This is a genomic window from Halobaculum marinum (genome assembly GCF_029338555.1).
Classification (GTDB): domain Archaea; phylum Halobacteriota; class Halobacteria; order Halobacteriales; family Haloferacaceae; genus Halobaculum; species Halobaculum marinum.
Window position 1 is genome coordinate 159,055 of sequence record NZ_CP119989.1, and the last position, 17,405, is coordinate 176,459.

Genomic DNA, 17,405 nt, shown 5'->3' on the forward strand with positions numbered 1-17,405 from the left:
CTACGCCGCCGCGAGGCCCGCCACGTGCCGGCGTCGTGCCTCGCGGGTGGCGACGGCGAGGAGGACACCCCCGACGAGCGCCAGCAGGCCGGCTTCAGTGATCGGCGACACGCTGCCGACGACCCCCCACCCCGCAGCGACGCCGACGACGAACCCCGCCTGCACGACGAGCACCGTGGCGAGGGCGTACCGTCTGCCGGCGGTGGCGTACAGCGCACCGACGGCCGCCGTCTCGGCGGCGGCGTGCCCGGCGACGACGAGCGCGCCCGCTAGCCCGAGCGCCGCGTCGGCGGCGTAGACGGTGGCGAGGACGACCCCCTCGAGGCCACGGTGGAGCGTCACGGCCCCCAGCGCGGCGTCCGCACAGGCACCGCAGTCCGTGACCCCCGCACCGCGGGCGAGGAAGACGGCGCTGACGCCGACCGAGAGGCCGACGACGGTCGCTGCCGCCGCCCGGGTGACGGCGAGCGCAAGCGCCGCCGCGCCGAGTGCGAACACGAGAGCCGGGAGTCCCGCCCGTCCCGAGACTCTCGCCAGCCTCGTCGACCACGAACGGCGACCGGACGCGACCAAGGCGACCCCGCCGCCGAGCAGACTGACGAGGACGACGCCAGCGACGACGAGTGGGAAGGAGAGGCCTGTCGCGACGGCGCTCGCGCCGTGTGCGGACGCCGGCGTCGACAGGAGCGCTACCCCGAGCACGGCGGCGGCCGCACGGCGGGCGGTCGACGTCACCTCCACGGGTTCGGCACGAGGTCGGCCTGGACCGCCGCGCCGACCTCGATCCGGCAGTCAGAACGCGGTTCGGCCACACAGAGTAGGACGTACCCGTCCAGTCTGTGCCGGGGTTTCAGCCCCCGCGGACGGTCGACGTGGACGAGGTCACCCTCCAGCAGGCGCCCGGTGCAGGTGGCGCAGGCGCCGTACAGACAGCCGTAGGGGACGCCGAGACCCGCACGCTCGGTCGCGTCGATCACCGTCTCGGCGTCCCGGACCTCGACGGTCGCGGACCGACCGTCGCGCCACTCCAGGGTGACCGCGTGGGGCATCGATGGCTACTGCCAGACGTCGCTGGTGCAGTCGCCGCCGGGCCAACGGATCTCGTGGGCACGGGCCGGGCCGCCGGGGGCGTCGCCGAAGTCGACGACGAACTCCTCGTCGAGTTCCATCCGTCCCTCTTCGGGGTAAACATCCGCCTTCAGCATCAGCGACCCCTCCTCGCCCATCTCCGGGTAGAACTGGTTGTCCCAGGTGGAGAACAGGGAGGTGGTCCAGTAGAGGCGGCGACCGTCGCGCGACAGTTGGAGCATCTGCGGGGCGCCTCGGATGTCGTGACCGCCGACGGTCTGTCGGTCGCCGAAGTTGCCGCCGGCCCACACCTGGTCCACCAGTCGGGGGTTGCCCGTGTCGCTCACGTCGTACATCCGCACGTCGCCGTGGAGCCAGTTGGAGAAGAACAGGTACTGGTCGTCCAGCGAGAGCAGGAGGTCGGTGACGAGGCCGGGGACCGGCATGTCCCAGTCGGGGTGCTCGCGGTCTTCGATCTCGATGACCGTCTCCCAGTCCCAGTGCCCGTCGGCGTCCTCCCAGAAGCGGAGGATGTTCGAGGAGAGCGCCGCGCCGACGTACCCCTCCGTCTCCTCGGGGTTGTGGGGCATCCGGACCTCCAGCGGGATCAGGCCCTCCTCGCCGAAGGTGAGCGTGTCGCGGTGTTCCTTCGTCTCCCAGTCCCAGATGTGGATGCTGTCGCCGTACTTGCCGGCCTCGACGTCCTCCAGGTCGAAGCCCGGGTAGTACGTCTCGGGAGCGGCCCACTCGCTGGAGATCATCACCCCGTGGCGGGGCTGGTACCAGTAGTCGTAGTTCATCTCCATGGCGCCGCGGTCGGCCTCCCAGTGGCCGTCGATGGAGAAGTCGTCCTGGTCGAGTTGGAGGAAGCCGCCGGGGAGTTCGCCGTCGGCGTTCCCGAGCATGCTGATGACGATCTTGCCCTCGGGCACGCAGTGGACCGTGTGCGGTGCCGAGAGGTCGTACTCGAACACCTCCTCGGGTTCGATCACGTGCTCGATCTCCGGGTTCCGTGGGTCGGCGGCGTCGAGGATGTGGATCCGCGAGGAGCGTTGCCCGGGGACGATCAGGTGGTCCCTGGTCAGCCCCTCGGCGTGACACGAGGACGAACAGGTGTTCCAGCCGAAGTGGTGGAGTTCGTCGCCCTTGTTCGGCATCTCGACGGTGTCGATCAACTCCGCGTACGTGTCGGAGGTCGGGTCGACGTCGACGACGCCGACGAAGTCCGGGCCGTCCACGTCCATCCCGACGCGCAGCGACATGACGAAGGCAGTCTTCTCGCGTTCGGATTCGGTACGCATCGCCGCAGGCGTCGGATAGCCGGGGCCCGATACCTCTTCGTGCTCGTGGCCGTGTGCGTCGGTCGATTGGTCGTGGTCGTCCGTACTCATGGATACATTGACACGTTTAGATTTATCACCAATAACTGTGTAGGTTGGTTTGCCTCGATTACGAGAGGGTGTGGGGCGTATCACGTCGTTAACCGGGAATGAGAACCGAGAGTTATTCCAGATCATCCGGCCAACGGGCGTCGAATTCGTACTCCTCGGCCCAGTTGATATCTCGGTTCCACTGCTCAGGTGCTGCAACTCGGAGTGAGATCGCCGTGTTGTACTCGTCTCGACGGACGAGATGGAGCGTATCGAGTTCCGTCGAGTACACGAGTACGAGATCGATCGCGTCCGGACCTGCGACCGCACACTTCGGATCGAATCGAATTCTTCCCCCATTTATCGTACCATGCTCGACTGCTGTCCTGTATCTGGTACCGTCGTCTGCTTCGAGGAGCAACTGATACGTCTCTCGTGTGACTGGCTTGTGAATCGTGATTCCTCGTTCCTCGAGCATGTCGACAACCGTCGAGACATCGTCCGACGAACCGGTAGTTTCGTCCGGCGGCCAATTCCGATCGAATTCGTACACGTCCGCCCAGTTGATGTTCCTGTGACGTTGCGACGGTTCCGCAGTTCTGAGGAACATATTCGAGCCGACTTCCTCCTCCGGAACGAGGTACATCGATCCGAGTTCGTGACAGTATACGGCGAAGAAGTCTACGTCGCCGTCGTACGATTTGTACGTGTTTCCACTCGCGTTCGTATGCTGTGAAACCCCACGGAAGTTGATTCCGTCGTCGCGGTAGGAGCCAGTTTTCACCTGTAGTGTCCAGAATTTCTGGTTCGCCTCAACGACGAGGTCGTACCGCTCGTTGTCACCGATGGGTTTCGAGACGGATATGCCACGCCGCTTCAACTCCGCGACGACAACGACTTCCGTGTAATCCCCCTTCCGATGGCTCGGCATCTCATCCAACGAGTCCATAGGCTCGTTGGGGCGCTAACGTATTTGAACTCTCGTCGGGCGTGAAAACTGAGTGGGACCGCCCGGATTCGAACCGGGGTCACTGGCACCCAAGGCCAGGAGTATACCACTAACCCACGGTCCCGCGACTACGAATCACCCCTGGCCGAACTAAACCGTTCCGTTCGCGCCCGCGGCGCGAGACACCCTACATCCCCAGGCCGAACACGATGGGGATGCCGAGCGTCGTCACGACCGCAAACACCGCCTGCAGCGGCGCGCCGACGCGCACGTAGTCGGTGAAGCGGTAGCCGCCCGGGCCGTACACGAACAGGTTCGTCTGGTAGCCGACGGGCGTCATGAACGCCGTCGACGCCGCGAACGTCACCGCCATCGCGAACGCCAGCGGGTTCGCCCCGAGCGTCGCTGCCACCTGGAGCGCGACCGGGATCATGAGCACGACGCTGGCGTTGTTGGAGATGACGTTCGTGAGCAGCGCCGTCACGACGTAGAACGCCCCGAGCAGCGCCAACGGCGGGAGCACGACCGACCCCGCGACGACGGCGTTTGCGAGGAGTTCTGCGGCGCCGGAGGTCTGCATCGCGATGCCCAGTGGGATGACGCCCGCGAGCAGGAAGATCACGTCCCACTCGACGGCGTCGTACACCTCGCCGGGCTTGAGACAGCCCGTCACCACCATCGCGAGCGAACCCGCGAGCGCCGACACGACGATGGGGACGAGGTCGGCGGCGGCGAGGCCGATGGCGAGCGCGACGATGGCGACGGCGACGCCCGTCTTCGAGCGCCGGTAGTCGTGGCGTTCGATCTCTTGGGCGAGGATGAAGTTGCGGTTGGCGTCGAGGCGCTCGATGGACCCCTCGCTGGCCTGCACCAGCAGCGTGTCCCCCACCTTCAGCGGGATGCGGTCCATCCGCTGGCGGACGAGTTCGCCGCCGCGGCGCAAGGCGAGCACGGTCGCGTCGTAGCGCTGGCGGAAACTGGCGGAGGCGAGCGACTCGCCGACCAGCGACGAGCCGGGGGCGACGACGACCTCGACGAGGTTCTGGCCGGCGTCGGCGACCTCCAACTCGGCCTCGTCGACGACCTCCGGGATCAGGTCCAGCGCCTCCACGTCGAGCAGTTCCACCAGCGTCGCGCGGTCGGTCCGGACCGCAAACAGGTCGCCCGCCTTGATCTCCTTTTGCCCGAGCGGCTCGAGGAACACCTGATCGCCGCGCACGAGTTGGACGATGTCCACGTCGAACTCCGTCTCGACGAGCGCCGACTCGACGCGTTGGCCCACCAGCGGGGAGTCCTCGCGGACGACGACCTCGGTGAGGTAGTCGGCCATCTCGAACTCCTCGGTGAGGTCGACGCGAGGCTTGATCCGGGCCGGCGTGAGCCAGCGACCGATGGTCAGCAGATAGATGGACCCGACGACCAGCAGCGCCGCGCCCAGCGGGAGGAACTCGAACATCCGGAACTGGCGGGCGACGTCGGCGGGCGCGAGCGTCGCGTACAAGTCCGACGCCAGGATGTTCGTCGAGGTGCCGATAAGCGTGAGCGTCCCGCCGAACATCGACGCGTAGCTCAGCGGGAGCAGCAGTTTGGAGGGCGAGGTCTGACTCCGTTCGGCGAGGTCCGTCACCATCGGGAGGAGGATGGCGACCGCCGCGGTGTTGTTGATCAGCCCGGAGATGGGGCCGACGACGCCGATCGTCGCGGCGAGTTGCTTCGTCTCGTCGCCGCGGGTGATGCTGGCGATGAACGCGCCGAGGCGCTGGACGATCCCGGTCATCCGGACGCCCTCCGACAGCACGAACATCGCGAGGACCGTCAGGGTCGCGGGATTCGCGAACCCAGACAGCCCCTGCTCGACGGTGACCAACTCGAACGGCGCCGCGAGCAGGCCGACCTCTGCGAGCGCCGTCGAGAGGGGGCCGGCGAGCAGCAGCGTCACGAGCACGCCGATGGCCGTGATGTCGACCGGGAACGGTTCGGTGACGAACAGCACGAGGGCCGCGAGGATCACGACGAAGACGAACAGGATCTCCGGCGTGAGGACCTCGGGCACGAGCACGGGCGAACCGACGCCCGGCGGCCGGAAAAAGGGTACGGGACCGTTGGCGGCGTCGGCGTTCGATCCGACCGATCTCGTCACCCGCGTTCGCTCACCGACGGAACTGTCCGGCAGGTTATACGGCCAGAGGACCAATCATTAGGGATGGCAGACGACAAGCAGGGACGCGACAAGCAGGCTCACGACTCGGAGAAGCGGCGACGAGCACGCGAGATCGCGATCGAACTGGAGCGTGGAGACGAGCCGGAACCGCCGGTCGAGCAAAGCGACGTCGAAGCGCTCGTGGCGGACCTGGCGTCGGTCGCGTTCCCGGCGACGGGGGCGGACATCGTGGCGGCCGTCGGCGACCGTGAGATCGGCGGAGTCGAAGAGACCTACACCGTCGAAGAGCTGATCCCGGAGTCCGACCACGAGACGTTCGACTCGCCGACAGCGGTCGGCGTGCACGTCCGGCGGCCGACGGTCGCCTCGGCGATGAAGCGGATCGTCGAGGCCGTCGACACGCTCCCGAACGCGAGACTCGACGGGTCACAGCGCGAGGGGTACGAGCGGACGCTCCGAGAGCTGGCGGCGATCGACGCCGTCGACGAGGACGAGGGGATCCCGGTGGTCACCGACTGGATCGTCGAGCAGATCCACGAGAAGCGCGCCCTCCCGGGGTCGCGGTCGGTCCGCAGGGAGGCGGCGTCGTTCTGCCGGGCCAACGGGTACGAGGTCCGCAACGACGAGTGGCTCGGGGTCTGAGCGGCCGCACCCCCGCCGTGGTGCGTCGTCGCCGTCCCCGACCGGCCGCCGACGTCGGTCTCGCCGGAGCTACTCTCGCCCGAGGTACGCGTCGAGTTCGCGCTCGATGATGTCCGTGACGCGCTCGGCGTACGTCCACAGCGCCGCGTTGATCCGCTCTTCGGTGGCGTCGTCGAGGTCGTCGACGCCCCGGAGCACCGAGTCCCTCGTCACCTGCGGGTGGTAGACGCAGACGACGCCCAGCGAGTCGGTCGCGTCGCCGGCGACGTCGGCGTGCACGCCGTACTGGTCGGTCCCCCAGACGCCGTCGCCGCCGTGGCGCTCCAACAGGGAGTCGACCGCGTCGAGCAGCCGGAGTTCCTCCGTCGAGAGGATCGGGTCGGTCCCCTCGAACAGTTCGGTGTACGCCTCGCTGCGGGCGCTGGTGGTCCACTCGTCGAGCTGGGAACGAACCTCGTGTACGAGTTGCCGGTCTGTTTCGTCCATCCCCTACGTAGTCCCCCAGTGACAATTAACGTGGTGCCGACCTGCGCGGTCGGCGGTGCGTCCGACACCGGTCGCGTGACCCGCCTACAATTCCTCCTCGGCCAACTCCATGTCCGCGACGATGTCGTACGGGTGGTGGTCCTTGCGGATCCCGTCGAGGATGCGGAACGCGTCGTCGGGCGCGAGGAAGTGGCGACACACCGCCCGCCCGAGCGGCGTCGGCGACAGGCCGTCGATGAACTCCCACTCCAGCAGTTTCCCGACGGCGTGGGTCGTCGGCACCTCGCCGATCATCCGGTCGTTGAGCTTCTTGGCGCCCTTGCCCGCGACGACGACGTTCGCGAGCGTCTCCTCGGCCGCCGAGGAGGTGTCGTACACCGTCGTCACGTCCTCCATCTCCCCCTTCAGCAGCTTGAACGCCGTCTCGTCTTCGGTCCCCTCCATCGAGGAGTGGTAGCTGGCGTCCGGCTCGACGAGGACGTACACCTTCCCCTCGTCGTGGTAGTCGGGGCGGCCCGCCCGCCCGAGCATCTGCTCGAACTCCTGGACGGAGAGCCACTCGATGCCCATCGCGAGCGTGTCGAAGATCACCTGCGAGGCGGGGAAGTCGACACCCGCGGCGAGCGCGGCGGTCGTGACGACCGCGGCCAGGTCCTGATTCCCGAATTTGCGCTCGACGGTCTTGCGGCGCTTGTAGTCGAGCCCCGCGTGGTACGGCGCGGAGTCGTACTCCAGTTTCCGGGATATCTCGTGACACCGGCGGCGGGAGTTGGTGAAGATGATCGTCTGCCCGCGGTACCCCTTCGAGGACTTGGTGTCGAACTCGCGGCGGACGAGTTTCTTCTCGATGTCGACCTTCTCGCGGCCCGTCGCGAAGGTGACGTGGCGCTCGATGGGGACGGGGCGCTCCTCGAACTCGATGAGCGTCGCGCGCAGGCGTTCGGCGAGGAACTCGGGGTTGCCGACGGTCGCCGAGAGGTACACCCACTGGGCCGAGGAGCCGCGGTTCTCGGAGTAGTGCTTGAGCCGCGAGATCATCCCGTCCAGGCGGTGGCCCCGCCCCTCCTCTTTGAGGGTGTGGACCTCGTCGATGACGACGGTGCCGATGTCGCCCATGTCCTTGCCCGTGCGCAGGGCGTGGTCGATGCCCTCGTAGGTGCCGACGATGATGTCGGCGTTCGGGTCGAAGCGGTTGCCGTCGTCGTTGATGCGGGAGGCGCCGACGCGGATGGTCACGTCGAGCACGTCGCCGTAGCGCTCCTCGAAGTCCTCGTGCTTCTGGTTGGCGAGCGCGACCAGCGGGACGAGGAACAGCATCTTCCCCTTCCCGTTGAGCGCGTTGTTGACGCCAGCGAGTTCGCCGACGAGCGTCTTCCCCGTCGCCGTCGCGCTCACGACGAGTTGGTCGTCGCCGTCGAAGAGGCCGTTCTGGACCGAGAGGCTCTGCACCGGGAGCAGTTCGTCGAAGCGGCCCTCCACGCGCTCCTGGAGGCCGGGGTGGAGGTTCAGCGAGTCGGTGGGGACGGGGTCGATCTCGTCGGTCGTCGCGGAGATCGTGTCGAACTTCGTGAGGTCGGGGTCGAGGTTCCCCTGGAGGAGGTTCGTGATGCGCTCTAAGTCCTGCACCTCGAACAGCAGGTCCTCCAGCCGTTCTTGGGCGTTGCCGGTGAACTGGCCCTTGTAGGACAGTTCGCGGTCCAACTCTCGTTTGGCGCAGTCGGGGCAGATCCAGTCGCGGTCGGCCTTCACGGCGGTGTCGCTCGTGACCGGCGAGTAGCGCCCGGCGTTGGCGCAGTACCGGCAGGTGCGCACCTGCTTGGCGTCGAGTTGGTACGCCGACAGCATCGACTGGAGGCGTTCGCGAGCGCTCGACCGGGTCTGTTCGGAGATGCGGATGCGGCGGGCCGAGCGCGCCAACTCGACGAACTGGTCGGGCTGGCGCGGCTCCTCGCCCCCCTTCTGCTTCACGCGGAAGCGGCGCGGGCGGGGGCCGGCGTCCGTCTCTTTCAGTTCGAGGACGCCCTGGAGCACGCGCTTGCCGTCGCGCTCGACGACGACGGTGAAGTCCTCGTCGCGCTCGTGGAGGAACAGCGTCTCGACCTGCGGGAGTTGTTCGGACACGGTGATCGGTTGGGGCGAGGTACGTGGATGCGGTATTTCAGGGATTCGGCTTCAATACGGCTGGGTGGGAGGTGGTCGAGTTCGGTCGAGTCGTCGGGTCGGTCGAGAACGTCGGGTCGGAGCGGAGGACGATCGCGAACGCCCCTCCCGGGCTCGCGGCCTGCGACTCGCTGCGCTCCTCGCGCTCGCTCCGCTCGCGCTGCGGTGCTTGCGTCGTCTCGGCTCGCGACCCCGGGAGCCCCGTTCAGTCCCGCCCACGACACCGCACAGCGGCCTCACCCTCCCCAGCCGACTCACTCGTCACTCGCTGCGCTCGTTCCTCGTTCGCCCCTCGCGCGCGTCCGCCGCGGACAGCGCCGCGGCGGCACGCGCCGACCGCAGACTCAGCCGTCGTCGTCTCGGGTCACCACGTCTGGATCCGGCCTTCGCGCACGTCCTCGGCACACCCCTCGCAGTCGGGGTGTCCGGCCTCGAAACACGCCGGTTCGCCGTCGCGGTTGACGGCGACGTGGCGCTTCTCGGCGTGGCGACGGCAGACGATGCGCGCACGGTCGTCCGCGTCAGTCGGGAGGTCGAACTCCGCGGCGCGGTTGTCGCCCCAGTCGCGCCCGTCGCGGTAGGCCCGCTTGCTCCGTGCGTACTCACGGCCCGCCTTGCGGGCCTGCTGGTGGAGGACGCGACGCAGTTTGTCGCCCAGTCCCATGTCCGACCCTGCGGGCGCACCCACTATCAGTCCGTTGCCGGCGCCCGCGTCGGGTCACCCCTCGGCGACGCCGAGCCCCGCGTCCGACGCACGCACGACGGACGGGCGCTGTCCGGCGATTTCACTTCCGGTGGGTCACGGAATACTAAATAGGATTCGGCACCAACCATCCTACGCCTCCCACTGAACACATACCCGGAGGCAGGAGAACCATGGCAGACCTGCAAACCCACGCGGACGAGATACACGAGCAGTTTTCAGACCATCTGGACCTCACCGTCGACGAGATCGAGGAGCGCCTCGCCTCGCTGGTGAACGAGTACAGCGTCCCCGTCGACGAGGCGCGGCGCAGCGTCGTCAACTCCTACCTCGACGAGGCAGGGCTGGAGCGCGACGAACTCGGCTCCGGCGGCGCCGAACAGGTGCTCGTCGGCGACATCGACCAGGACGAGCAGTGGGTCGACCTTCGCGTGAAGGTGGCCGACCTCTGGGACCCCAACCACGAGTCGATCGCCCAGGTCGGCCTGCTCGGCGACGAGTCCGGGACGATCAAGTTCGTCTCGTTCTCGACGAGCGAACTGGAGGAACTGGAGGAGGGCACCAGCTACGCCCTCTCGAACGTCGTCACCGACGAGTACCAGGGCAACTTCTCGGTGAAGCTCAACCGGACGACGACCATCACCGAACTCGACGAGGAGGTCGAGGTCGGCGACGACTCCGACGAGGTCGAGGGCGCCCTCGTCGACATCCAGTCCGGGTCGGGCCTCATCAAGCGCTGCCCGGAGGAGGACTGTACCCGCGTCCTCCAGAACGGCCGCTGTAACGAGCACGGCCAGGTCGACGGCGAGTTCGACCTCCGCATCAAGGCCGTCCTCGACGACGGCGACGCCGTCCAGGAGGTCATCTTCAACGAGGAGGCGACCGCCCAGTTGACCGGCATCGGCCTCGACGAGGCCAAGCAGATGGCCCAGGACGCCCTCGACACGACCGTCGTGGGCGAGGAGATGGCCGACATGATCGTCGGGCGCTACTACCGCGTGCGCGGCCCGACGTTCGGCCGCTACGTGCTCGCCGACGAGTTCGAGGAACTGTCCGGCACCGACGAGACGGTCGATGCTGAATCGCTGCTGATCCGCGCGAGGTCCCTGTAATGAGCCAGAACACCCTCACCCGAGAGGTCGCACGACGCGTCTTCGCGTCCGAGTACAACGACGCCAGCTACACCTTCAAGGAGTCCGACGACGACCGGGCGCCGCTGTACCTGCTGCTCCCGACCGGCGAGCGCGCGAACCGCGTGTTCATCGTCGGCACCCTCACCGAGAAGGAGGACGTCGGCGAGGACAGCGAGTACTGGCGCGGGCGCATCGTCGACCCGACGGGGACGTTCTTCACGTACGCCGGGCAGTACCAGCCCGAAGCCGCGAGTGCACTCCGCGAGTTGGAGCCACCCGCCTACGTCGCCGTGGTGGGCAAGCCCCGGACGTACGAGACGGACGACGGCAACGTGAACGTCTCCGTCCGACCGGAGTCGATCACGACCGTCGACGCGTCGACGCGCGACCGCTGGGTCGCCGAGACCGCCGCGCGCACGCTCGACCGCATCGAGGCGTTCGACGACGAGGGCAACGAGTACGCGCGGATGGCCCGCGAGCAGTACGACCTGCCCGTCGAGGAGTACCGCGACGCCGCCGTCGCTGCGCTGCGCTCGCTCGACGACAGCGACGAACTCGAAGAAGAGCCGACCGCGTAGGCGACGCACCGACCGAACGCGTTCCCTACTTCCCCCTCTTTCCCCACTTTCCCCTCTTTCCCCACGTTCGCCACGTTCTGCGCCGGGAGACGACCCCGCCGAGTATCACCCGTGCGAGTGTCTGACGAACGATTAAGTGGACCCGTGGGCGATTAGACGCCAAATGGGCAGCAAGAACAAGACGGTCTCCTTCCGCGTCAACGAGGACGCCTTCGAGGCGCTGCGGGAGATCGCCGACGAGCGGGACCTGTCGCTGTCGGCGGTGTTCCGCGACTACGTGGACACCCTCGTCGCCCACGACGGGCAAGTCGAGGTCGTCCCCGAGCACCGGGTGGAAGAGACCGACGGCGACGGGGAGTCGTTCCCGCCGACGGTCGAAGTGCCCAAGAGCTTCGTCCGCGAGCACGAACGCCTCGAACTGGAGGCCGAACACCTCCGCGAGCAGCTAGACGAGTACAAAGCGTTCGTCACGTTCCTCCAGGACCAACTGGAGGAGTCTGACGACGCCGAGGAGGTCGTCTTCTTGGAGGAGTTGGACGGCGGCGACGACGAACCGTACCAACTCGGGTAGCCGCGGCGGCTCACTCCGCCGGTTCGACCGTGACGCTCGCGGGTGAATCGCCGTCCACCGTCACCGTGTAGCCGGAGAACTCGAAGGTCACCGTCACCGCGGTCGTCTCAGCCGCGACCAGCGAGTCGAGCGCGTCGCCGTCGACGGCGTCGTACAGTCGGGCCTCCAACTCTGCAGGAGAGACTCCTTCGGCGGTCGCAACTCGGTCGACCACACGCTCGCTCACGGGACGGGGGCCGTCGGTTCGGGAGGGACGCATCCGTTCGATCACAGAGTCGTCAATACACTGGGCAGACATGAACACCGCGCGTCGCGAACTCCGATCAACTCCGATTAACGCGATTTTGGGGCGGAACGGCCCGGTAGGCCGCGGTTATCGCGCCAGTGCGTCCCGCGCCTGGCTCGCTCGCTCGCGTGCCTCCTCGTCGCCCTCGACCGCCGCGAGCGACTCGGTCGCCTCCAGCGTCCGGACGGCGTTATCGAGGAACGAGAGCACGTCGCCGGGGTAGGCGTACAGCATGTAGTCGTCGCCCATCACGTCCACGATGGCGTCCGGGCCGAGCCCCTGCGCCCGCAGTTCCAGCAGGTAGCGGACGAACTTCCGCTCGGGGTGGCCGCAGTAGGGTGCGTCGTCACAGCCGCAGTCGAGGAAGTCCTCGGCGAACTCCAGCACGCGGTCGCGGGTCGCCTCGTCGAGGTCGGCGAGCCCGTCGCCCGAGAACACGAGATCCAGCGTCGCCCCCTTGAACGCGCCCTTCGGGATGTTGGCGTCGAGTTGGGAGGCGATCTGCCGGTGGTTCTTCAGGTAGATCTTGTCCGTGATGGCCACAGCTTGACCCTCTGTAGCGGATCGGAGGGCAAAAGCACCGCGGTCGGTCGCGACACCGCGCCGCCGACGCGACGCGAGCGGCGAACGCCGACGTGCGTGGGCCTCTCACGCACTGTGGCCGGCGGAGTCGTAACGTATTTCAGTCGCACCGGGCTACTGTCGTCTGCGTGTCCGGGTTGGGGTAGTGGACTATCCTTCAGCCTTGTGGAGGCTGAGACGCGGGTTCAATTCTCGCACCTGGACCTTCTCCGACGACCGCGTCGCCAGCCGTCGCCGTGTACTTGTCGCATCGGTAGCTTTTGGTCACAGTCGCCCATAGGCGTGTCAATGCCCAGTTGGGGGAGCACGCCACCGTTGCGGGTGCTCCACGCGGAAGACGACGACGCGTACGCCGACCTGACGGCCGCCGTGCTCGAACGCGAGGAGTGGGTGGCGTCCGTGACGCGAACCCCCGACGCCCAAGCCGCCCTCACCGAGTTGGAGCGCGACGACTACGACTGTCTCCTGAGCGACCTCGAGATGCCGGGGATGTCGGGACTGGAGTTGTACGAGCGAGTCCGAGAGACCGACCCGTCCATCCCGTTCGTCCTGTTCACCGGGCGGCGCTCGGCCGCCGCGCGCTCGACGGCGCCGCCGGCGTACACGAAAGGCGGCACCGACGCGCTCAGGACGCTCGCGGGTGGGCTCCACCGACTGTGTGCCGCCGCCCACTCCCCCCTCAGTGACGAGGTCTCCGGGCGTCGCTGGACGGTCGAGCGACCGGACGCCATGTTCTACCGCTGTCGGTGGGCGGCCGGGTGGCCCGCCGAGGTCGTCGGCCCCGGCGCGACCGTGCTCCTGGGGTACGACCCGGAGGACCTCGAAGGCGGCGAGTTGACGTACGCCGACGACATCGTCCACCCCGACGACAGAGCGTGGACCCACGACGCAATGGAGGCGTCGCTGGTCTCGGGCGAGCCCTTCGAGTTCACCTACCGGGTGCGGCGCGCCGACGGCGAGGTCATCCGTGTGTGGGAGCGCGGGCGCGGCGTCCCCGACGGCGACGAGACCGACTGGGGGACCGTCGTCGAGGGGTTCGTGCTCCCGCTGAGCGACGAGTGAGTCGAGCAGACGAGAGAATCAGGGGAGGTGACGGGGGACGGCCTTCTAGGTACAGCCGTCGCACGCCGACCCGCGAACCGCTCAGACGCTACGTCCGCCCACGTCCGGGAGCACGCCAGCGTCGCCGCCGAGTCCGATCGACTCCCGGCCACCGCGCTGGATGATGTTGAACGCCGTCATGAGGTCGCTGCGCGAGATGAGCCCGACCAACTCGCCGTCGGCGTCGACGACGACGAGGCGACCGACCCCGCGCTGTTGCATCGTCTCCAGCGCGACGAGCGCGTCAGCCTCGGGCGTGACACTGGCGATGTCGGTCACCATCACGTCGGAGACGGTGTAGGCGTCGCGTTCGACCTCGCGGACGGCCTGTGCGTCTTCCAGCGTCACCATCCCGACGAGCGTCCCGTTCTTGACGACCGGGTAGCCGGTGTGGCGCTCGCGGAACATCCGCTCCATCAACTGGGCGACGCTCGCCCGGGGTTCGACGGTGTTCAGGTGCGCGCGCGGCGTCATGATGTCGCCGACGGTGACACCCTGGAACGCCGCCCGCATCGTCGTCTGCTGTGACTCGCTGGAGGCGGCGATGTAGATGAAGAAGGCGAGGCCGACCGTGAGCCAGTTGCCGCCGAACAGGCCGAACAGCCCCAGCAGGAACGCGAACACCTTCCCAACCTCGGCGGCGATCTGGGTCGCGCGAGCGTGCGGCCGATTGCGAGCCAGCAGCGCCCGCAGGACGCGCCCGCCGTCCATCGGGAACCCCGGAAGGAGGTTGAACGCGGCCAGCACGAGGTTCATCAGCGCGAGGTAGCCCACGACGAACGCGACGGTCGCGGGCAGGCTGACGGTGACGAGCACGACGTAGGCGATTACCCCGAGCGCGACGGAGACGGCCGGCCCCATGATGGCGACCGTGAACTCCTGTTTCCAGTCCTCGGGCATCTCCTCGAACTGGGCGACGCCGCCGAACAGCCACAGCGTGATCGCGTTGATCCGGTAGCCGTAGTGCATCGCGGTGAGCGAGTGGCCGAACTCGTGGAGCAACACCGAGACGAACAGTCCGACGGCGGCGGCGGTTCCCAACACCCACGGGAGGACGCCGCCGGTGAGCGCGTCGCTCGCGATGGCGACGCCGAAGGTGTCGGTGACGAGACCGGAGAACTCCCCCACCTGGCTCCCGATGAGATAGGCGAACAGCGGAAGCACCAGAAGGAACGTCCAGTTTAGCTGGATCGGGATCCCCGCGACCCGCCCGACACGGATTCCTCGCATGGTCGGGGGTAGTTCCCGACGAGGTATAAACCCGGGCGACGGGACTTATACGCAGCCGGGCGAACTCCCACCCATGAGCGACACCGAGTCACCGACGGCGGACGGACCGGCACCGATCGTGAAGCGCGGCGGCGACGTCGCCGCCGAGACGGTCGACGCCGGCGAAGGGATGTCGAAGGCGGTCCTGCTCGACGAGTCCGACGGCGCCCCTCACTTCGCGATGCGCCGGTTCGAGTTGGCGCCGGGCGCGACGGTCCCGACCCACACGAACGAGGTCGAACACGAGCAGTACGTGCTCGCCGGCGAGTACACGGTCGGAATCGACGGCGAGGAACACGTGGTGAGCGCCGGCGACGCGCTCCTCATCCCGGCGGGCGTCCCGCACTGGTACCGCAACGACGGCGACGAGGCCGGCGCGTTCGTCTGCGTCGTGCCGAACGGCGACGACACGATCGAACTCGTCGACGGCGACGACGAGTGACCCAGTCGACGGTGGGCACTGCCCCGTCGGGCTTTTGCCCCGTCGGAGCGACCCGCCGGCAATGACCCGCCCAGTCGTCGCGGTCGTCCTCGCCGGCGGCACCGGATCGCGGCTGTACCCCGCCTCGCGGAGCCACCGCCCCAAGCAGTTCCTCGCGCTCGGCGACGGCGACGACAGCCTCCTCGCGCGCACCGTCGCCCGAACGGGGTTCGCGGACGCGACGCTCGTCGCCACTCGCCCCGAGTTCGCCGAGGAAGTGCCCGACCACGCCCCTGACGCCGAGGTCGTCGTCGAACCGGCGGGGAAAGACACCGGCCCAGCGATTCTCTACGCGACCCACCGGGCCCGCGAGGCGGTCGACGGCGACCCCGTGGTCGTCGTCCTCCCCGCCGACCACCACGTGCCAGACGACGCCGCCTTCGAGGCGACGATGGCGCGGGGCGCCCGGGTCGCCGCCGCGACCGACCGCCTCGTCACCTTCGGCGTCGACCCGACGCGCCCCGCGACCGGGTACGGGTACATCGAACCCGGCGACGGGCGGACGAGCGACGACGGCGACGCCTTCCACGAGTTGGCCGGCTTCCACGAGAAGCCAGACGCCGACACTGCGGCGAACTACGTCGACGCGGGCTACCGCTGGAACGCGGGCATCTTCGCGTGGACGCCCGAGGCGCTGTTTCGCGAGGCCAGAGACACCCCACTGGGCCCGCTCGTCGACGAACTCGACGGCAACGACCCCGACCCGGCCGCCGGCTTCGACGCCGTCGACCCCGTCAGCGTCGACTACGCGGTGATGGAGCGCGCCGAGCGCGCGGCGGTCGTCCCCGCGGACTTCGCGTGGGACGACCTGGGCGCGTGGGACGCGCTGGACCGAGTGCTCGACACCGACGCCGCGGGGAACGTCGTCGCCGGCGACGCGCTGGCGGTCGACGCCGCCGACAACGTCGTGGCGGGCGACGGCGACACCCACGTCTCGCTGGTGGGCGTCGACGGCCTGTGCGTCGTCGCCTACGACGACCGCGTGCTCGTCGTCCCGAAGGCGGCCGCCCAACGGGTGCGCGACGCGGTGGCCGAACTGAAAGAACGCGACGAGTTCTGAGGGGCTGGCTGTCTACGAGCGCAAGGTCCCGCCGTCGACGGGGAGCGCGGTGCCGGTGACGAACGACGCGCGCTCGGAGGCGAGGAACGCGACCACGTCACCCAACTCCCGCGGGTCGCCGATGCGGTCCAGCGGGATGTCGTCGGCCCAGTCCGCGAGTCCCTCATCGTAGCTGTCGACCTCGCCGCGGTCGATGGCGTCCTCGATCAGTTCCTCGATCCGCGCCGTCTCGTGAGCCCCCGGGAGCACCGCGTTCGCGCGAACGTCCGGCGCCCACTCCCGCGATATCGTCTTCACGAGGCCGATCACCGTCCGGCGGACGGCGTTCGAGAGCACGAGGCCGTCGATAGCCTCGCGGACTGAGGTCGAGGTGATGCACGTCACGGTGCCGGCGTTGCTCTCCGTGAGGTGGGGGCGCGCCTCGCGGAGCGTCCAGACGGCGCTCATCACGAGCGTGTCGAACGCGCCGCGCCACTGGTCGTCGGTCGTCTCGTCGAACGTGCCCGGCGGGACGCCCCCCGCGCTGGTGACGACGTGGTCGAGACCGCCGAACTCCGCGACGGTCGCCTCGACGAGCGCAGCCACGTCCTCGCGGTCGGTCACGTCCGCTTCGACGGTGAGGACGGCACCGGGGGCGTCCGCGAGGGCTTCCTCGGCCTCGTCGAGGCGTGCCGGGGTTCGGCCGCACACCACGACGTTCGCGCCCTCGGTCGCCAGCGACGCCGCCGCCGCGAAGCCGAGGCCGCTCGAACTCGCCGTCACCAGCGCCGTCTCGTCGTCGAGTCGCAGGTCCATACCGGCGACT

At 68.4% G+C, this 17,405-nt stretch carries 19 protein-coding genes and 2 tRNA genes; 8 read left to right on the forward strand and 13 right to left on the reverse strand.

What is annotated here, in order from left to right:
- From P0R32_RS00890 to P0R32_RS00915, 6 genes are all read right to left on the reverse strand, one after another.
- Positions 1–741, reverse strand: a complete 741-nt coding sequence (locus P0R32_RS00890) for a hypothetical protein (protein ID WP_276238035.1) — start codon at positions 739–741, stop codon at positions 1–3.
- Complete coding sequence (locus tag P0R32_RS00895; protein ID WP_276238036.1) at positions 732–1,049, reverse strand: 2Fe-2S iron-sulfur cluster-binding protein; 318 nt, start codon at positions 1,047–1,049, stop codon at positions 732–734. The genes P0R32_RS00890 and P0R32_RS00895 overlap by 10 nt, the downstream gene beginning before the upstream one ends.
- Before the next feature lie 6 nt (positions 1,050–1,055).
- Positions 1,056–2,459 (reverse strand): selenium-binding protein SBP56-related protein, encoded by a 1,404-nt coding sequence (locus tag P0R32_RS00900; RefSeq protein WP_276238038.1) that lies wholly within the window; start codon positions 2,457–2,459, stop codon positions 1,056–1,058.
- A gap of 112 nt (positions 2,460–2,571) precedes the next feature.
- On the reverse strand, positions 2,572–3,387 hold the full coding sequence (locus P0R32_RS00905) for a group I intron-associated PD-(D/E)XK endonuclease (protein WP_276238040.1): 816 nt from the start codon (positions 3,385–3,387) through the stop codon (positions 2,572–2,574).
- Between the two features lie 53 nt (positions 3,388–3,440).
- Positions 3,441–3,511, reverse strand: a tRNA-Pro gene (locus tag P0R32_RS00910).
- A gap of 63 nt (positions 3,512–3,574) precedes the next feature.
- Positions 3,575–5,440 (reverse strand): SLC13 family permease, encoded by a 1,866-nt coding sequence (locus tag P0R32_RS00915; protein WP_349770222.1) that lies wholly within the window; start codon positions 5,438–5,440, stop codon positions 3,575–3,577.
- A gap of 150 nt (positions 5,441–5,590) precedes the next feature.
- On the opposite strand from P0R32_RS00915, the gene P0R32_RS00920 reads away from it, so the two are divergent.
- A complete protein-coding gene (locus P0R32_RS00920) occupies positions 5,591–6,190 on the forward strand; it encodes a DUF5789 family protein (RefSeq protein WP_276238042.1) in 600 nt (199 codons plus the stop codon).
- A 69-nt stretch (positions 6,191–6,259) separates the two neighbouring features.
- Here P0R32_RS00920 and P0R32_RS00925 read toward each other — a convergent pair whose 3' ends face one another.
- The 3 genes from P0R32_RS00925 to P0R32_RS00935 all read right to left on the reverse strand — a co-directional run bounded on the left by P0R32_RS00925 (position 6,260) and on the right by P0R32_RS00935 (position 9,494).
- Positions 6,260–6,676 carry a DUF7539 family protein gene (locus tag P0R32_RS00925; RefSeq protein WP_276238043.1) on the reverse strand — a complete coding sequence of 139 codons (417 nt, stop codon included), beginning with the start codon at positions 6,674–6,676 and terminating at the stop codon, positions 6,260–6,262.
- 84 nt (positions 6,677–6,760) lie between these two features.
- Positions 6,761–8,797: a DEAD/DEAH box helicase gene (locus tag P0R32_RS00930; RefSeq protein ID WP_276238044.1), complete on the reverse strand. Its 2,037-nt coding sequence runs from the start codon at positions 8,795–8,797 to the stop codon at positions 6,761–6,763.
- Between the two features lie 403 nt (positions 8,798–9,200).
- On the reverse strand, positions 9,201–9,494 hold the full coding sequence (locus P0R32_RS00935) for a DUF7091 family protein (RefSeq protein WP_276239435.1): 294 nt from the start codon (positions 9,492–9,494) through the stop codon (positions 9,201–9,203).
- A 218-nt stretch (positions 9,495–9,712) separates the two neighbouring features.
- Here P0R32_RS00935 and P0R32_RS00940 point away from each other — a divergent pair, with 218 nt between their 5' ends.
- The 3 genes from P0R32_RS00940 (at position 9,713) to P0R32_RS00950 (ending at position 11,821) form a co-directional block, all read left to right on the forward strand.
- On the forward strand, positions 9,713–10,651 hold the full coding sequence (locus P0R32_RS00940; protein ID WP_276238046.1) for a replication factor A: 939 nt from the start codon (positions 9,713–9,715) through the stop codon (positions 10,649–10,651).
- Positions 10,651–11,250: an RPA family protein gene (locus P0R32_RS00945; RefSeq protein WP_276238047.1), complete on the forward strand. Its 600-nt coding sequence runs from the start codon at positions 10,651–10,653 to the stop codon at positions 11,248–11,250. The genes P0R32_RS00940 and P0R32_RS00945 overlap by 1 nt, the downstream gene beginning before the upstream one ends.
- A 163-nt stretch (positions 11,251–11,413) precedes the next feature.
- Positions 11,414–11,821, forward strand: coding sequence for a DUF8146 domain-containing protein (locus tag P0R32_RS00950; RefSeq protein ID WP_276238048.1), 408 nt, complete (start codon positions 11,414–11,416; stop codon positions 11,819–11,821).
- A gap of 10 nt (positions 11,822–11,831) precedes the next feature.
- Here the strand turns inward: P0R32_RS00950 and P0R32_RS00955 are convergent, their stop codons facing one another.
- Both P0R32_RS00955 and P0R32_RS00960 read right to left on the reverse strand, forming a co-directional pair.
- Positions 11,832–12,047: a HalOD1 output domain-containing protein gene (locus P0R32_RS00955; RefSeq protein ID WP_276238049.1), complete on the reverse strand. Its 216-nt coding sequence runs from the start codon at positions 12,045–12,047 to the stop codon at positions 11,832–11,834.
- 147 nt (positions 12,048–12,194) lie between these two features.
- Positions 12,195–12,650 carry a DUF5814 domain-containing protein gene (locus P0R32_RS00960; protein WP_276238050.1) on the reverse strand — a complete coding sequence of 152 codons (456 nt, stop codon included), beginning with the start codon at positions 12,648–12,650 and terminating at the stop codon, positions 12,195–12,197.
- Between the two features lie 170 nt (positions 12,651–12,820).
- Between P0R32_RS00960 and P0R32_RS00965 the strand changes: the two genes are divergently transcribed.
- Positions 12,821–12,893 (forward strand) — tRNA-His (locus P0R32_RS00965).
- 84 nt (positions 12,894–12,977) lie between these two features.
- The gene (locus P0R32_RS00970; protein WP_276238051.1) at positions 12,978–13,751 is read left to right on the forward strand and encodes a response regulator; all 774 of its coding nucleotides are present in this window, start codon (positions 12,978–12,980) and stop codon (positions 13,749–13,751) included.
- Between the two features lie 81 nt (positions 13,752–13,832).
- On the opposite strand, the gene P0R32_RS00975 is transcribed toward P0R32_RS00970, so the two are convergent.
- A complete protein-coding gene (locus tag P0R32_RS00975; RefSeq protein ID WP_276238052.1) occupies positions 13,833–15,020 on the reverse strand; it encodes a CBS domain-containing protein in 1,188 nt (395 codons plus the stop codon).
- Positions 15,021–15,093: 73 nt separating this feature from the next.
- Between P0R32_RS00975 and P0R32_RS00980 the strand changes: the two genes are divergently transcribed.
- Positions 15,094–15,501 (forward strand): cupin domain-containing protein, encoded by a 408-nt coding sequence (locus tag P0R32_RS00980; RefSeq protein ID WP_276238053.1) that lies wholly within the window; start codon positions 15,094–15,096, stop codon positions 15,499–15,501.
- A 61-nt stretch (positions 15,502–15,562) separates the two neighbouring features.
- On the forward strand, positions 15,563–16,600 hold the full coding sequence (locus P0R32_RS00985) for a mannose-1-phosphate guanylyltransferase (RefSeq protein ID WP_276238054.1): 1,038 nt from the start codon (positions 15,563–15,565) through the stop codon (positions 16,598–16,600).
- 12 nt (positions 16,601–16,612) lie between these two features.
- Here the strand turns inward: P0R32_RS00985 and P0R32_RS00990 are convergent, their stop codons facing one another.
- Positions 16,613–17,395, reverse strand: coding sequence for an SDR family oxidoreductase (locus P0R32_RS00990; RefSeq protein WP_276238055.1), 783 nt, complete (start codon positions 17,393–17,395; stop codon positions 16,613–16,615).
- Positions 17,396–17,405: the final 10 nt, after the last annotated feature.

Coding starts and splice junctions, on each gene's coding strand:
- P0R32_RS00895 (WP_276238036.1), bottom strand. CDS start 1,049: ATGCCCCACGCGGTCACCCTGGAGTGGCGCGACGGTCGGTCCGCGACC.
- P0R32_RS00900 (WP_276238038.1), bottom strand. CDS start 2,459: ATGAGTACGGACGACCACGACCAATCGACCGACGCACACGGCCACGAG.
- P0R32_RS00905 (WP_276238040.1), bottom strand. CDS start 3,387: ATGGACTCGTTGGATGAGATGCCGAGCCATCGGAAGGGGGATTACACG.
- P0R32_RS00920 (WP_276238042.1), top strand. CDS start 5,591: ATGGCAGACGACAAGCAGGGACGCGACAAGCAGGCTCACGACTCGGAG.
- P0R32_RS00925 (WP_276238043.1), bottom strand. CDS start 6,676: ATGGACGAAACAGACCGGCAACTCGTACACGAGGTTCGTTCCCAGCTC.
- P0R32_RS00940 (WP_276238046.1), top strand. CDS start 9,713: ATGGCAGACCTGCAAACCCACGCGGACGAGATACACGAGCAGTTTTCA.
- P0R32_RS00945 (WP_276238047.1), top strand. CDS start 10,651: ATGAGCCAGAACACCCTCACCCGAGAGGTCGCACGACGCGTCTTCGCG.
- P0R32_RS00950 (WP_276238048.1), top strand. CDS start 11,414: ATGGGCAGCAAGAACAAGACGGTCTCCTTCCGCGTCAACGAGGACGCC.
- P0R32_RS00970 (WP_276238051.1), top strand. CDS start 12,978: ATGCCCAGTTGGGGGAGCACGCCACCGTTGCGGGTGCTCCACGCGGAA.
- P0R32_RS00975 (WP_276238052.1), bottom strand. CDS start 15,020: ATGCGAGGAATCCGTGTCGGGCGGGTCGCGGGGATCCCGATCCAGCTA.
- P0R32_RS00980 (WP_276238053.1), top strand. CDS start 15,094: ATGAGCGACACCGAGTCACCGACGGCGGACGGACCGGCACCGATCGTG.
- P0R32_RS00985 (WP_276238054.1), top strand. CDS start 15,563: ATGACCCGCCCAGTCGTCGCGGTCGTCCTCGCCGGCGGCACCGGATCG.
- P0R32_RS00990 (WP_276238055.1), bottom strand. CDS start 17,395: ATGGACCTGCGACTCGACGACGAGACGGCGCTGGTGACGGCGAGTTCG.